This window comes from Staphylococcus sp. GDY8P57P (genome assembly GCF_017892585.1).
GTDB classification, from domain to species: Bacteria; Bacillota; Bacilli; order Staphylococcales; family Staphylococcaceae; genus Staphylococcus; species Staphylococcus borealis.
Genome location: NZ_JAESLK010000009.1, coordinates 81,596 through 97,615, shown reverse-complemented (window position 1 = coordinate 97,615; position 16,020 = coordinate 81,596). Strand labels below are relative to the sequence as shown.

Below are 16,020 nucleotides of genomic sequence, written 5' to 3'. Positions count from 1 at the left end.
TGATGTGTCATTGTAGTCATTTTAATATACTCCTTCCTTGAATGGTTATATTTAAATAGTTAGAATTGTTTAAAAATTCGATAAACTTAATTTACTACACAGTGTTTATTAAGTCAATATAATTTTTAAGAATTTTCTAACATCAATCCTTTTTCAAATTTATGTTCCTTATAGGGAAATTGCTAGAGGAATTTGTTATACTTATTAAGTTAAATTGTTATGGCTTAATTCAATTGTGTTAGGAAAATTAAGTCATTTAAAATCAAAAATATAGCAATATAATTTAGTTAATAAAATAAGTAGAGAGAGTGGGACTAATGATAACGATTAATAACTTGGATGAATTAGATCAATTCGCTAATGTGTTAGTTCGACACTTAAAGCCTGGTGATGTCATTTTATTAAATGGTGATCTTGGTGCAGGTAAAACAACGCTAACTCAATTTATAGGTAAACATTTAGGTGTTAAACGTAATATTAATTCTCCGACATTTAATATTATAAAATCTTATAGAGGTAGTCATTTAAAGCTACATCATATGGACTGCTATCGTTTGGAAGATTCAGATGAGGACTTAGGTTTTGAAGAATATTTTCAAGATGAAGGCATCACTGTTATTGAGTGGAGTCAATTTATTTATGATTTATTACCTGAAGAACGATTAATCATTAATATAGAGACTGTTAACGAAACGCAAAGAACGATTGAATTAAATGGCATAGGGACACATTATTTGAACGTTAAGGAGGAAGTTGAAAGTGAATTTATTACTGATTGATACATCAAATCAACCGATGTCAATCGCAATCATGCAAGATCATACCGTATTGTCTGAAATGACTACCGAAAATAAAAAAGATCATTCTAGTCAACTTATGCCTGGTATTCAACATTTATTTGAAGAAGCGAAAATTGATAAAAGCGAGATTGATGGTATTGTAGTTGCTAAGGGGCCAGGTTCATATACAGGTGTAAGAATTGGTGTTACAACTGCTAAAACGTTAGCATATGCATTAAATGCAAAATTATATGGCGTATCGTCTTTATTAGCATTAGCTGCCACAATGGATGAAAGCGACCAAAGGTTATTGGTTCCTATTATTGATGCACGTCGAGAAGCGGTTTATACAGGTGTTTATCAATATGAAGAAGGAAAATTAAAGACAATTTTAGAAGATCAATATTTACCAATTCAAGAATTAAAACAACAATTGACTGATTTCAAACAACCATTTGTCTATATTGGTAAAGATGCTGATAAATTATCAAACTATCTTGATGGAGAAATACAAAGTCACTTACCATATGCACCTGCAATGAAACCACTTTTAACTGAAAGTGAAGATATTCATACATTTGTTCCAAATTATATTAAATTATCAGAGGCAGAAAGAAATTGGCTAAACCAACAGAATCAGAATTAACAATTAGAGCGATGCAAGTTGATGATGTTCCTAATGTATTTGATATAGAACGTGACAGTTTTAATGATAGTTCATGGACGATAGATGCATTTTATCATGAATTAAATGAAAATAACTTTGCGAAATATTTTGTAATTCTTTTTGAAAATGAAATTATCGGATATCTAGGGCTATGGATTGTTATTGATCAAGCTCAAATAACAACGATAGCTATTCGTAAAGATTACAGAGGATATGGGCTGGGACAATTATTGTTAAAATATGTTATGGATTATGCTAAGCATACATGTGAAGTAATGAGTTTAGAAGTTAGAGTTGATAATGTCATAGCACAACACGTTTATACTAATTTGGGTTTTCAATTTGGTGGTAAACGTAAAAATTATTATGGAGAAGGCGAGGATGCAATGGTTATGTGGGTGAACTTAAATGAATAAAGAAACATTAATATTAGCAATTGAAACAAGTTGTGATGAAACAAGTGTAAGTGTCATTAAGGATGGCAACACAATTTTATCCAATATTGTACTTAGCCAAATTGAGAGTCATAAGCGTTTTGGAGGTGTTGTGCCAGAGGTTGCCAGTCGACATCATGTGGAAGGTATTACAACAACTATTGATGAAGCGCTAATATCTGCAAACATCACGATGCATGATATAGATGCAATAGCTGTAACTCAAGGTCCAGGATTAATTGGGGCATTGCTGATTGGTATTAATGCAGCAAAAGCACTAGCCTTTGCTTACGATAAACCACTTATTCCTGTACACCATATTGCTGGTCATATTTACGCTAATCATTTAGAAGAACCATTAACATTTCCTTTAATCGCGTTAATCGTATCTGGAGGTCACACTGAACTCGTGTATATGAAATCTCATATGCATTTTGAAGTTATTGGAGAGACAAGAGATGATGCAGTGGGTGAAGCCTATGATAAAGTGGCACGAACAATTGATTTACCATATCCGGGTGGACCACAAATTGACAAATTAGCACAACAAGGTCAAGATACGTATGATTTTCCAAGAGTATGGTTAGAAAAAGATAGTTATGATTTTAGTTTTAGTGGTTTGAAAAGTGCTATAATCAACAAACTGCATAATTTAAGACAAAAAAATGAAACGATTGTTAAAGAAAATGTGGCAACTAGTTTTCAAAATAGTGTCGTAGATGTATTAAGTACTAAAGCGATGAATGCATGTAAGGCATATAATGTGAATAGACTTATCGTTGCTGGTGGCGTTGCAAGTAACAAAGGACTTCGTCAACGTTTACAACATTTATGTGAAGCAAATAATATCCATTTGTCTATTCCAAGTCCTAAATTATGTACGGATAATGCAGCAATGATCGGCGCAGCGGCATACTACTATTATCAAGCAGGCGTTACAGCTCATTTAGATTTAAATGGTGAAAATAACATGGACATAGAAGAAGCAACAATAGATGCTTAAATGATTTTAAAAATTTATTTTACGATAAGAAACCTCTTATGAACGTTAGCATTGTAATGCTTATGTTATAAGAGGTTTTATTTTTGAAGAAACATCATTTGATAAAGGTCAATAGGGAACATTTGTACTTATCAACATTAAGTGTATAAGTTGTGGATAAAAGGTTCTTAACAATGTGGATAGCAGATTAATTTTGTGTAAAAAATTGGTAAATGAATCAAAAATATCTTGTGGATAAGTAGGATAACTTTGTGGATAGTTGGTATTATCACATTTTAACTGTTTATAACTTTTATTGAAATTGATTCAAAAAAATAGCTAAAAAGTTATAAAATACTTTCTAGCTATTTTAAGATTAATGCGTTTTAAACATTTTCTTGTAAATTTTCCCATTCGGTCATAACTTGTTCTAATTTCTGTTCGGTTTCTTGTTTTTGATTCGCTAATGATGAAGCTTTTTCAGGATTATTAAATACATCAGGTTGCGTCAGTTGTTCATCAATTTGAGCGATTTCATTTTCATAGGATTCAATTTTAGATTCACATTCTTCAATGAGACGTTCTAATTTACGTTGCTCACGGCGTTGTTGTTTTTGTGAATCATACGTATTGATGGTGTTATTGTTTACGTTTTGATTGGAAACATCATTCTTGCTATCATCATTACGTTCATTTTCAAATGCTTCTAATGCAGCTGCTTCCTCTGTTTTCTCAATATAATATTGATAATCTCCAAGATACATCTGACCGCCATCTATATTTAAATCAAAGACTTTATTAGCTAATTGATTAATAAAGTATCGATCATGGGAAACGAATAGAATCGTTCCTTCAAAATCTTTTAATGCTTGTTCAAGCATTTCTTTAGAATCAATATCTAAATGGTTTGTAGGTTCATCAAGGATTAAGACGTTATCTCTTTGTAACATAAGGAGTGCTAATTGTAATCGTGCTTTTTCGCCACCAGATAAATCGTTAATAATTTTTTTAACATCATCTTGTACAAATAAGAAACGTCCTAATACAGCGCGTATGTCTTTTTCGTTCATAGTTGGATATTGATCCCAAACATAGTCGAGAATTGTTTTGTTGGATTTAAATTCTGCTTGCTTTTGATCATAATAGCCAATTTGTAGATTAGCACCAAAGGTAATATTACCGTCTATTTGATCTTGTCGTTGTGCGATTGTCTTAATTAGCGTCGTTTTACCTACACCATTAGGACCTATGATTGCGATATGATCGCCTTTCGTGACTTCTATGTTAATTGGAGATGTTATAGGCGCATCATAACCAATTTCAAGATTGCGAATATGCATCACGTCATTTCCTGTATTTCGATTGAACCCAAATTGAATATTGGCACTTCTTGCGTCTAACATTGGTTTGTCGATACGTTCCATTTTCTCTAATGTTTTGCGACGACTTTTTGCCATACCACTTGTTGAGGCACGTGTAATATTTTTTTCTACAAAGGTTTCCAATCGCTTAATTTCATCTTGTTGACGTTCATATTCTTGCATGCGACTTTCATAATACTTATCACGTTGCTCGATAAATTGCTCGTAATTGCCTACATAACGTTTAACATCACCAAGTGCCACATCATAGATTTGCGTGACAATCTTGTCTAAGAAGTATCTATCGTGACTGATGATGACGATGGCACCTTTGAAGTATTTTAAATAATCTTCTAACCACTTTGTTGTTTCTAAATCTAAATGGTTTGTAGGTTCGTCTAATAGTAATAAATCTGGCTCATTTAATAACATTTGTGCTAATGATAATCGTGTTTTTTGACCACCACTAAAATCGTTAATAGGTTTATCAAAATCATCTTCGTTAAAATTTAAACCATGTAGAACTGTCTTGATTTTACTTTCATATTGATAACCATCGAGTTGTTCAAATTGATTGGTTAATGATTCATAACGTTCCATATGTTGTTGATAGGCATCAGAATCATAGTCAGATGCATGATCAGCGAGCCAGTTCGTTTCTTCTTTAATTAAGCGTTCCATCTTTTTGAGATGTTCAAATGGTTTAGACATTTCTTCAAACACTGAAGCGGATGAATTAAGCGTCATTTGTTGGGTCAGGTAACCCATTCGTAAATTTTTAATTTTAGAAATATGGCCGCTATCGTAATCTTCAACACCGGCAATAATTTTCATTAAGGTTGATTTTCCAGCACCGTTACGACCTACGACTCCGATTCGTTCGCCTGTCTTTACTTCGAAATTCACACGTGTGAAAATATCATCACCATCAAATGATTTCGAAATGTCATTTAATTGCAAGAGTATCATTCAGGTTTCACCTTTCTATTTGTAAGTTTATTACTCGAAATTAAGTTGTATATTACTCTATATTTTACCATATTACTTAGTTTCTTGAAACTAAGTTATTTATTTTTAAAATGCGTTAAGGTATAATATTCCAGTATTCATAATAGGACATAAGAAAATTTTAAAAATTTAAAACGTATAGCACTCAAAATAGTTTGGATACATAGATTATAAAATTCAAACGAAAGGGGGGCATTTTAAATGGCTCAAAATAAATCTAAAATTCCACGGGCAACTTTGAAACGATTACCTTTATATTACAGATTCGTTAACACGTTAAAATCAAAAGGCATAGACAGAGTGAATTCAAAAGCGATTAGCGAGGCATTAAATATTGAATCAGCAACCATTCGTAGAGATTTCTCATATTTTGGAGAATTAGGGAAAAAAGGTTATGGTTACAATATAGATAGTTTATTAGAATTCTTTAAAACGGCACTTAGTGATAGCGATAATATACACATTGCATTGGTAGGTGTTGGTAATTTAGGTAGAGCACTTTTAACGTATAACTTTTCAATTCATGATGAAATGACCATTACAGAGGCTTTTGATGTTGATGAGCACATTGTCGGAAATAAGATTGGTGATGTGACTGTCCATCATATGAACGACTTAAAACAAGTTCTTGCTGACAAAGATATTAATGTTGTTATTTTAACGACGCCAGAAAGTGTAGCGCAACGTGTGGCAAATGAGTTAATTGAAGCAAATATTAATGGTATTTTAAATTTCACACCAACTAGAATAGAAGTACCTAATAGTGTACAAGTTCATCATATTGACTTAGGTATAGAATTGCAATCATTGCTATTCTTCATGAAAAATTATTCCAATTAAATAACGTCACTTTTATTACAGCACTCTGGGACATAAATAATATAATCATGCTATTTAGCAAATTCGCAGTTGCTGACTGAACTGATAAGGGGCTTAAACCAAGCTTTTCTCAGTTCTAGTCATCCTTGCGGGTGGGGACCCAACTAAGAGAATTTCACTAAAAAATTCTACAAGCAAAGCAAGTTGGGAGTCGGGGCCCCAACAAAGAGAATTTCACTAAGAAATTCTACAAGCAAAGCAAGTTGGGAGTGGGACGACGAATTCAAAAGAATTCTGTCCCACTCCCGTTTTGTTAGCCAACATTGAGTGAATCCAATGCAATAATTTATAGGTCGTGTGAAAAATCGCTAGAAGCATTTTATTTTAAGAAGTTGCCAAATTTAGTACAATTGATTATAATACCTTAGTAAAATAATCGGGAAAGGATGAATTAATAGTGATATGGATGATTATTAGTGGTCTTATCGTTGGAATATTATTAGGGTTTGTTATGCAACGTACACGTTTTTGTCTAGCTGGTGGCTTTAGAGACATGTATGTTCAAAAAAATAACAAAATGTTTTATGCTTTATTAGTAGCTATTACAGTCCAAAGTATAGGACTACTTATTTTAACTGGGTTAAATCTTATTTCAATACCTGATAGTACATTTCCAATTATTGGTACCATCATTGGTGCGTTTATATTTGGAATAGGTATTGTATTAGCAGGAGGCTGTGCTACAGGTACATGGTATCGTGCTGGTGAAGGTTTAATTGGAAGTTGGGTAGCACTCGTGTTATATGCAGTAACTGCGGCAATTACTAAAACAGGTGTGCTGCTTCCAGTGATGACGTGGATAAATCAACCTACAAATATCAATGCCAATATGTCTCAGACAACGGGTATTCCAATGTGGGTATTTACGTTAATATTAACGATCATCACGATTATTTTTGTAACTAAAACGTTACGCAAACCTAAACCCAAATTTGCGGTTCCAAAGCTTAAGCAAAAATATAGTGGCTTGAGACATTATTTATTTGAAAAACGATACCACCCATTTGTAGCTGGTATAGCAGTTGGTTTGATAGCATTAATTGCTTGGCCGATGAGTATGTCAACTGGTAGAGATTATGGTTTAGGCATCACAACACCATCAGCAAACTTAATTACGTTTTTAATTACAGGAGATACTCAGTTAATAGATTGGGGTGTACTATTAATATTAGGTATCTTTTTAGGGTCATATATCGCTGCTAGAGGATCGCGTGAATTCAAATGGCGATTACCTGATAAGAAGACGATTCGTAATAGTGCTATTGGTGGTATTTGCATGGGATTCGGTGCCTCAGTAGCAGGTGGTTGTTCAATTGGTAATGGCTTAGTAGAAACAGCTATTATGTCTTGGAAAGGCTGGATTGCACTAGGTTCTATGATTTTAGGTGTATGGTTTATGAGTTACTTTATTTTCATTAGACCAATGAAAAAGTTAGAAAAACAAACATCACAATCTCAAACTACTGCAGTTCCAAAACAAACACAAACAACATAATTAATTGGAGGAATAACAATGTTATATGAATTAGGTACAGTAGGTATGGTATGTCCATTCCCACTTATCGAAGCACAAAAGAAAATGCAAACATTAGATAATGGTGATGAACTTAAAATAGATTTCGATTGTACGCAAGCAACAGAAGCTATTCCAAATTGGGCGGCTGAACAAGGTTATCCAGTTACGAATTATGAACAATTAGATGATGCATCTTGGACAATTACAATTCAAAAAGCTTAAAACGAAATAAGTGATTAAAACACTGTTATATTATGTAACATATTGTGTCATTTTATCTTACGTATTTTTGCTATTTCTTTGAAGTATCATTATGATATTTTCAAAGGAAGTGGTAATTATGAAGATGGATGACACAATTTTTTTATTTCTTTGCACTTTACTTGTTTGGGTAATGACCCCTGGGCTTAGCTTGTTTTATGGTGGGTTAGTTCAATCAAAGAATGTCCTAAACACAGTTATGCAAAGTATGGCAGCAATGATTATCGTGACGTTTACATGGGTTACATTAGGTTTTTCATTAAGTTTTGGAACAGGCAATGCTTTTATAGGTAATTTCGATTTGATTGGCCTACAACATGTTGGTTTTGCAGTCAATGACCAATTAAGTCCACACATCCCGTTTGCATTATTTATGTTGTTCCAAATGATGTTTTGCACAATAGCAGTTTCAATACTCTCAGGTTCAATTGCTGAACGTATGAAATTCTTTCCGTTTATTATTTTTATATTCTTGTGGGTGATTTTGATATATAGCCCAGTTGCGCATTGGGTATGGGGCGGAGGATGGATACAACAACTTGGTGCTTTAGATTATGCTGGTGGTACAGTTGTACATATCACATCTGGTCTCTCAGGCCTTATTTTAGCGATTATGATAGGTAATGGTAAAAAAATTGAAAAAATACAGCCACATAATCTTTTAATCACTTTAATTGGTGGTATTTTAGTTTGGATCGGTTGGTATGGTTTTAACACAGGAAGTGCATATACGTTAAATGATGTTGCACTAACATCATTTGTAAATACAATTATTGCGGCAAGTGGTGGTGCGTTTAGTTGGTTAATCATTGAGTACCTTATGACTAAGAAAATAAGCCTACTAGGTTTATTATCAGGTGTCTTAGCTGGCTTAGTCGCTATTACACCTGCAGCAGGCTATGTGAATTATTTCAACGCATTTGTTATTGCATTTGCGGGTGGCATCGTTTGTTATTTCGTTATTAATGTGATTAAAGTGAAATATAAATATAACGATACACTTGATGCTTTTGGTATTCATGGTGCAGGAGGTATCGTTGGTGCTATTCTTACTGGCGTGTTTCAATCACAACATGTTAATCATGATATATCAAACGGATTTATCTATAACGGAGACATTCACTCAGTGTTGATTCAAGTTATAGCTGTGCTCGTGGTTTTATGTTACACGGTGGTTTTAACTTGGATTATAGGTAAGATTTTACAAAGTATCATGCCTATTGCAACCACTGAAGAAGAAGATAAGACAGGATTGGATCAACTTGTTCATGGTGAGAAAGCGTATTTTTATGGTGAATTAAACAAACTGAATAAAAGATATTGATAGTTTTATTAGTGATTCATATACTAAACAGTATTTTATAAGAATAGTTATGTGATAAAATAATGCTTAAATGACAGTTAATTTAGGTGATTAATCTAATGAAAAATATATCAGATATCGCAAAATTAGCGGGAGTATCTAAAAGCACGGTCTCCCGCTTTTTTAAATGACGGCTCAGTTAGCCCGCATACGAAGGAAAAGTTAAGTCGTATCATAGCTGAGCATGATTACCAACCAAATCAATTTGCGCAAAGTTTAAGAGCCAAGCATACACATATGATCGGTGCTATTATACCAAGAATGAATTCACATGCAGTGGATGAGACAGTTAAAGGCATTGTATCGGTATGCCATCAACATCAATATCAATTATTACTTAATTATACTGGTTTAGATGTTCATGCTGAGATTGAAGCACTTGAGACCTTTTCAAGAAGTAAGGTAGATGGCATCATATTAATGGCTACTACTTTAACAAATAAACATTTAGAAGTGATTCAGAAATTAGATGTACCAGTTATTCTAGTCGGTCAGTCGCATCCTGAATTACATAGTATTATTCATGATGATTATCAAGCAGGATACATTGTAGGTGAACAAATAGGGCATCAACAATTTCGAAACGTCGTATTCTTTGGAGTTAGTGAAGAAGATGTTGCTGTGGGTATACAACGAAAGCAAGGTATTATTGATGCTTTAAAACAATATGATATTCATCCTCAAATTTATGTAACATCTTTTAAATATGAAGAGGCTAAAAATGATGTTGCTGAAAAGTTAAATCATACATGTAATATTGACGTATTAATTGGTGCAACAGATCCTATAGCATTAGCAATTCATAAGTTTTATTCTCAACACCCCAATACACCTGAGAACTATCAAATTTATGGTTTTGGAGGAGACCCAATGACGCAACTCGTCACGCCTACGATTACGACTGTTAAATTTAATTATTATAAAGCTGGCACGCATGCTATGAAACAATTAAATGAATTAATTTTTTCTAAAAATGTCGTGTCAAAAACCATAATCCCGGTTGAAATATAGACACTTTAAATTACATAAATCTATGGAACCGATACCATAGTCGATGATAGAATAATAATAAACTTAGATTTAATTTATCAATGATGGAGGAATAATATGGCTGAATGGTCAAGAGAAGAACGTTATCGTCGCATTGAAGACGTAGATAAAAAGTACCTAGAGCATCTTAAACGGCAAGTCGAAACGTCAAGATTTCGTCAGACATTTCATATCCAACCTGAAACAGGTTTGCTCAATGATCCTAATGGTTTAATTTATCATAATGGCAAATATTATGTTTCACATCAATGGTTTCCACTTGGTGCTGTACATGGATTGAAGTATTGGTTTAATTATACGAGTGACGATTTAGTGACGTTCGAACCACAGGGTGCCGTATTAAAACCAGATACATATTATGATAGTCACGGTGTTTATAGTGGCAGTGCTTTTGAACATGAAGGTGACTTATATTACATATACACAGGTAATCGTCGTGATGATCAATGGGAACGTTATGCTAGTCAGATGATTGCGAAAGTAGAAAATGACGGTACAATTACAAAATTTGATAAACCCGTTATCGCTTCACAACCAGAGGGATATACAAGTCATTTTAGAGATCCTAAAGTGTTTGAATTGAATGGTGAATATTATGCGATAATTGGTGCCCAAACAAATGATGAACAAGGTCGTTGTTTAATTTACAAGACGAAAGATAAACAATTAAAGCAATGGTCTTTTTGTGGAGAACTTGAAACAAATTTAAAAAACTTTGGCTATATGTGGGAATGTCCTGACTATTTTAATTTGAATTCTAAAGATATCATACTTTTCAGTCCCCAAGGAATTGAAGCACAGGGTAATCAATTTAGAAATATATATCAATCTGGATATTTGATAGGGGATATAGATTTCGACACATTATCATTTGAACATGGAGACTTTATAGAGCTAGATAATGGTTTTGATTTTTACGCGCCACAAACATTTTTAGATGAAAATGGTAATAGAATATTAATTGGATGGATGGGGTTACCTGAAATCAATTATCCTACCGATGATGAAGGATGGGCACATTGTTTAACAATACCTAGGGTGCTGACAATTGAGGATAATCAACTGCGACAACGTCCGTTTAAAGGGCTTGAAAAGTTACGTAAAAATAAAGAAACAGCACTAGGTTATGCTAATAAATTTAATCGAAAATTACATCCATATGAAGGTACACAGTATGAACTGATTATTGATATTCTTGAAAATGATGCGTCAGAAATTTATTTTGAATTACGTACATCAAAGTTAAATAACACCAAAATTATCTATAATACAAGCGAGCAAAAGCTTACATTGGATCGCACGGAAAGTGGATTATTGCCAGATAATGTTCAAGATTTAACAAGAAGTACAATTTTAAAATCTCCATTGAGCCAATTACAAATATTTGTTGATACATCAAGCATTGAGATATTTTGCAATGACGGCGAACGTGTTTTAACTTCAAGAATATTTCCAGATGAAAATGCTACAGGTATAGAAACATCAACAGAAACAGGACAAGTTTATTTAAAATTCACTAAATATGAACTTAAGGATGATTAAAAAATGAGAAAGTTATACGGAATAGGTGAAGCATTAATAGATTTTATACCAAATGTGAAGAACTCTGAACTTAAAGATGTTGAACAATTTAGTCGACAAGTTGGGGGTGCACCTGCAAATGTAGTAAGTGTAGCACGTAAAATGGGAGCATCTACTGAAATGGTGACGCAATTAGGTAATGATGCATTTGGTGATATTATAGTTGAAACTTTAAGCAATCTAGGTGTAGGTACTCAATTCATTAGAAGAACAGATGTAGCAAATACGGCATTAGCATTTGTAAGCTTAAAAGAAGATGGACAAAGAGATTTTTCATTTTATCGTAAACCTTCTGCTGATATGCTTTATAAAGCGGACTATTTAGACGAAATATCAATTAATCCAAATGATATCCTACATTTCTGTTCTGTTGATTTAGTTGAAAGTGATATGAAAGAAGCGCATCAAGCTATGATTGATAAATTTAAATCAGCTAATGGCACCATCGTTTTTGATCCTAATGTACGTTTACCGCTTTGGCATAGTGCTGAAGCATGTAAAGAAACGATACAGGCGTTCATTCCTAAAGCGAATATCATAAAAGTTTCAGATGAGGAACTTGAATTTATTACTGGCGAAGCGGATGAAGAAAGTGCAATTCAGTCATTATTCCAAGGATCGGTTGTAGCAGTTATTTATACACAAGGTCCAAATGGCGCTAGTATTATTTTAAAAGATGGAACTAAGATATATCATGAAGGATTTAAAGTAAAAGCCGTTGATACGACAGGCGCAGGAGATGCCTTTATTGGAGCAGCAATTAGCAGAATATTATTAAGTGATGAAGTGAATATGACTAAATTGCTTAAGGAAGAAGGGCAAGCCATACTGCAATTCAGTAACTTCGTAGCAGCAAAAGTTACAACAAAATGTGGTGCCATTGAGAGTATTCCAACACTTGAAGAAGTTACGTCAGAATTAAAATAATGAGAAAAGAAGCGGGACAGTGATAAATTCATTGTCCCGCTTCTAAATTAATCTACTTATAGAATATTTTGATTGTGTATATTCAACTATATTTTTTTAACATTACGAACAGATGCAAAACAGTGCTCGCCATTTTTAAAGTTAACAATACGTTCTTTTGAATCAATAGATTCAATATTATGACGGTTAACAACGAAACTGTTATGACATCTAAAGAAACGATCATCCAATTGTGCGAGTTCTTTTAAGTTACCATAAAACTCAATTTGACGATTATCTAGGTGTGCAATCAAACGATGTGATTTTGTAGATGATTCGAAAAACATGACGTCATCATATTGAACATAGATAGAATTACTACCTCGTTTTAATTCTATCGTCTCAACATTACTTTCTTTAGACAATAATTTTAAGCGTGTATGCGCTGTTTCTAAACAATCAATAATTCTCGATTGCAACTGACTAGGATCATCTTTAAAGATAAAATCCATTGCTGAAACTTTATATACAAACGTTAAGTATGTTAACTCGCTATGACTTGTAACAAAAATGATGTTTCCAATAGGGTCATATTTACGAATTTCACTACCTAATTTTATCCCGTTGATATCAGCCTCTAATTGAATGTCTAAAAAGTAGCATCCAACATCATTCATTTCTTTAGATTTTTCAATGACTTCATAAGGATCATCTGTTGCCAGCGCAATTTCCATTGGTTTTTCTTCAATCATTATATAATTGTTAATAATTGAAACCATATTTTCGCGTTGTTTTACATCATCTTCACAAATGAATATTTTCATGATTACACATCCTTATGACTAATTATTTATGATTTCTACTTTTTGCACAAAGTAGCCATTTTCTATCGTCGTATCGAGTAACACATTGTCAGTAGAATCAGTGATTTCTTTCAACGTGCTTAATCCTAGACCTCTGTTTTCTCCTTTAGTTGAAAAGCGTTCTTGGAATAATTCGTGAATACGAGGCATATCTTCTTGGCACTTATTCATAACAATAAACATAACAGACGTCTCAGTATTAATAAATGCTATACGAATCAATGCATCTTCAAGCGTCTCTGATGCTTCAATTGCATTATCCGTAATGATTCCAATGATACGACTAAGATCAATCGTGTTCATTTCTATATGTTCTACTAACTCAGGCACCTCTATACTGATAGGAATGTTCTTCTCTTGAGCTTGTAAAATCTTAGTGGTAACTAAGCCTTTAATCGCACGTACTTTTAAATTCTCAGTACCATTAATTTTAATTGATTTCATTTGAAGATTATCTTTCATAGGTACAATATTTTCATTGAAGTATTGTCTTAGCCCAGGCATGTCATCTTCACGAATATACTCAGACATTGTAGTTAAAATATTTACATAATCATGTCTAAACTTACGCATTTCATTGTTAATTGATTCAATTTGTAAAGTATATTCATAATATGTTTCAATCTCTTCCATATTACGTTTATAACGAAGTTCTCGATGAGTTGTATATGTAATTATGATTATACAAAGTATTAAAAAGAATAGAATCCCTAAAAATACATAAGCGAATAATCTTAATCCTTCTGAATCCAAATAGAATTTTTGAGTATAAAGATACAATGAAATGATTGAAAAAATTAGAAAAACAGAGATAAGAATTATATATATATTGTTAAAAAATAAATATGTCTTTTTTAGCTTTTTCAATAGAAATCTAATGGAATAGGCGCATATCATTGCGATTATAAAAAATGAAACCATATAGACAACAATTTCAAGAAATCTAATTTTCATATTGTTATTAGTTATCACATATATAGTAAGCGTGAAAAAATTACTAATATACATTATAAGTGTTGATAATAAAACTGATAATATGGACCATAAACCCGACTTCAGACAGAAGAAAAGCATGACAGAAATTATAAGAACTAATACTGATTTTCTATCTACATAATAAAATAAAATAGTACAAGGGATTATAATACTTATACAAGTTAAATAATCCCTCTTACTAAATTTAATATCTATAATAATTTTTGAGACCAAGATTAACATTACTGATTGAAAAATTGATAATGGAACAAAGTCTAAAAGATTCATTTCTAACACTTTCTTTAATTATTTTTTAGATAAATCTTGTAATTCTTTAGGTACTTCTGGTTCATCAAAATAAAAACTGCACACATCTTGAACAGAGAATGTTCCTACTAACCCAAAGATAAAGCTAAATACTTTTGCGAATAACATAGTTAATAAATTCATATTAATTATCCTCCTCAGAATAAAAGATTGGTAATAACGTTAAACTTTCTAAAAATATCCCTAATACAATAAGTTCTTTGAAAGGCACTGGTAAAACTATAGAAATAGTTATTAATACCATTGCTAAAATAACAGAGTATAATTTTTTTCGTTTTACTAAGTGTAGTGGTATTGGTTGTTTCTTTGTGGCTGATGGAGCAAATAGTACTATTAATACAAAAGCCACAATACTAGCCAAATATATTATACCCACATTTAGATTAATGTAGACAACTACCCAAGGTAAAGCGACAAAAAATATTAAATTTTGAACATGACATAACAATGATGATTTTGCATGTGCCCCATGTGCATAACGTCTAACTAAAAAATAACTAACATGTGTAAATAAAGTGTATAGAAATGTATGGAAGATAAGTGCAACACCATAGGTCACAATTGTTTTAGCAAGATTGCTTACAACGACTTGTAATCCCAATTTCACTTTTAAAAATTGAATATGATCTAGGTTGTTTTTACGTTGCAAGTATAATGCGAATTGCTCAATCTTTTTATCAATTGCTTTCAATAGCGTGCCACTCTCCTTATATTGATTATACAATTTAGCGCAATTGGTCTGGGGGGTTATGCGTAACTGTTCAAAATAAATACTTAACTGTTATATTGAAATTACAAGTAATATTTTAACATATAAAATATTACAGTTATGTATAAAAACATGCGATTTAAGAAATAATTAAAAATAAATTGGAAGGTTATGTTTAAATAGACTCATATCACTTACGAGTGATAAAAACTTAATAATCTTAGTCTTTAAATTTAATAGTTATTGTTTTGGTAATCGAGGTAAATGGTTTTGTTTGTAGTTGCAAAATCATTAATCCTATTACCATATGTTGTAAGTGTTGTGAATGGTTTTGGTTAACCATTTCAATATTAGTAATG

Annotated in this window: 15 protein-coding genes and 1 pseudogene; 11 read left to right on the top strand and 5 right to left on the bottom strand. The window is 32.3% G+C overall.

What is annotated here, in order from left to right:
* Positions 1 to 317: 317 nt before the first annotated feature.
* Genes tsaE through tsaD form a run of 4 tightly spaced genes read left to right on the top strand, consistent with a single transcriptional unit; the run spans position 318 to position 2,883 of the window.
* On the top strand, positions 318 to 779 hold the full coding sequence (gene tsaE, locus KA878_RS04325; protein WP_070855057.1) for a tRNA (adenosine(37)-N6)-threonylcarbamoyltransferase complex ATPase subunit type 1 TsaE: 462 nt from the start codon (positions 318 to 320) through the stop codon (positions 777 to 779).
* The gene (tsaB, locus tag KA878_RS04320; protein ID WP_193839124.1) at positions 760 to 1,425 is read left to right on the top strand and encodes a tRNA (adenosine(37)-N6)-threonylcarbamoyltransferase complex dimerization subunit type 1 TsaB; all 666 of its coding nucleotides are present in this window, start codon (positions 760 to 762) and stop codon (positions 1,423 to 1,425) included. Before tsaE ends, tsaB begins: the two co-directional genes overlap by 20 nt.
* A complete protein-coding gene (rimI, locus tag KA878_RS04315; protein ID WP_053030439.1) occupies positions 1,398 to 1,862 on the top strand; it encodes a ribosomal protein S18-alanine N-acetyltransferase in 465 nt (154 codons plus the stop codon). Before tsaB ends, rimI begins: the two co-directional genes overlap by 28 nt.
* Positions 1,855 to 2,883, top strand: coding sequence for a tRNA (adenosine(37)-N6)-threonylcarbamoyltransferase complex transferase subunit TsaD (gene tsaD / locus KA878_RS04310; protein WP_193839125.1), 1,029 nt, complete (start codon positions 1,855 to 1,857; stop codon positions 2,881 to 2,883). Before rimI ends, tsaD begins: the two co-directional genes overlap by 8 nt.
* A gap of 365 nt (positions 2,884 to 3,248) precedes the next feature.
* On the opposite strand, the gene abc-f is transcribed toward tsaD, so the two are convergent.
* A complete protein-coding gene (gene abc-f, locus KA878_RS04305; RefSeq protein ID WP_193839126.1) occupies positions 3,249 to 5,192 on the bottom strand; it encodes a ribosomal protection-like ABC-F family protein in 1,944 nt (647 codons plus the stop codon).
* Positions 5,193 to 5,432: 240 nt separating this feature from the next.
* Here abc-f and KA878_RS04300 point away from each other — a divergent pair, with 240 nt between their 5' ends.
* The 7 genes and pseudogenes from KA878_RS04300 to KA878_RS04270 all read left to right on the top strand — a co-directional run bounded on the left by KA878_RS04300 (position 5,433) and on the right by KA878_RS04270 (position 12,808).
* Positions 5,433 to 6,071, top strand: a complete 639-nt coding sequence (locus KA878_RS04300; RefSeq protein ID WP_107629948.1) for a redox-sensing transcriptional repressor Rex — start codon at positions 5,433 to 5,435, stop codon at positions 6,069 to 6,071.
* A 436-nt stretch (positions 6,072 to 6,507) separates the two neighbouring features.
* Complete coding sequence (locus KA878_RS04295; RefSeq protein ID WP_053030430.1) at positions 6,508 to 7,605, top strand: YeeE/YedE family protein; 1,098 nt, start codon at positions 6,508 to 6,510, stop codon at positions 7,603 to 7,605.
* A gap of 18 nt (positions 7,606 to 7,623) precedes the next feature.
* Positions 7,624 to 7,848, top strand: coding sequence for a sulfurtransferase TusA family protein (locus KA878_RS04290; RefSeq protein ID WP_011275296.1), 225 nt, complete (start codon positions 7,624 to 7,626; stop codon positions 7,846 to 7,848).
* A gap of 118 nt (positions 7,849 to 7,966) precedes the next feature.
* Complete coding sequence (locus tag KA878_RS04285) at positions 7,967 to 9,211, top strand: ammonium transporter (RefSeq protein WP_070855052.1); 1,245 nt, start codon at positions 7,967 to 7,969, stop codon at positions 9,209 to 9,211.
* Positions 9,212 to 9,309: 98 nt separating this feature from the next.
* Positions 9,310 to 10,261, top strand: a pseudogene (locus KA878_RS04280) (LacI family DNA-binding transcriptional regulator).
* A 96-nt stretch (positions 10,262 to 10,357) separates the two neighbouring features.
* Complete coding sequence (locus KA878_RS04275; protein WP_193839127.1) at positions 10,358 to 11,842, top strand: sucrose-6-phosphate hydrolase; 1,485 nt, start codon at positions 10,358 to 10,360, stop codon at positions 11,840 to 11,842.
* A 3-nt stretch (positions 11,843 to 11,845) separates the two neighbouring features.
* Positions 11,846 to 12,808 carry a carbohydrate kinase family protein gene (locus KA878_RS04270; protein ID WP_193839128.1) on the top strand — a complete coding sequence of 321 codons (963 nt, stop codon included), beginning with the start codon at positions 11,846 to 11,848 and terminating at the stop codon, positions 12,806 to 12,808.
* Positions 12,809 to 12,894: 86 nt separating this feature from the next.
* Here the strand turns inward: KA878_RS04270 and agrA are convergent, their stop codons facing one another.
* From agrA to KA878_RS04250, 4 genes are read right to left on the bottom strand one after another with little or no spacing between them, the layout of a single operon-like run.
* The gene (gene agrA, locus KA878_RS04265) at positions 12,895 to 13,611 is read right to left on the bottom strand and encodes a quorum-sensing response regulator AgrA (protein WP_053030422.1); all 717 of its coding nucleotides are present in this window, start codon (positions 13,609 to 13,611) and stop codon (positions 12,895 to 12,897) included.
* Positions 13,612 to 13,629: 18 nt separating this feature from the next.
* Positions 13,630 to 14,913: a quorum-sensing sensor histidine kinase AgrC gene (gene agrC / locus KA878_RS04260; RefSeq protein ID WP_193839129.1), complete on the bottom strand. Its 1,284-nt coding sequence runs from the start codon at positions 14,911 to 14,913 to the stop codon at positions 13,630 to 13,632.
* Between the two features lie 18 nt (positions 14,914 to 14,931).
* Positions 14,932 to 15,075 (bottom strand): cyclic lactone autoinducer peptide AgrD, encoded by a 144-nt coding sequence (agrD, locus tag KA878_RS04255; RefSeq protein ID WP_070855048.1) that lies wholly within the window; start codon positions 15,073 to 15,075, stop codon positions 14,932 to 14,934.
* A 1-nt stretch (position 15,076) separates the two neighbouring features.
* The gene (locus KA878_RS04250; protein WP_193839962.1) at positions 15,077 to 15,643 is read right to left on the bottom strand and encodes an accessory gene regulator AgrB; all 567 of its coding nucleotides are present in this window, start codon (positions 15,641 to 15,643) and stop codon (positions 15,077 to 15,079) included.
* Positions 15,644 to 16,020: the final 377 nt, after the last annotated feature.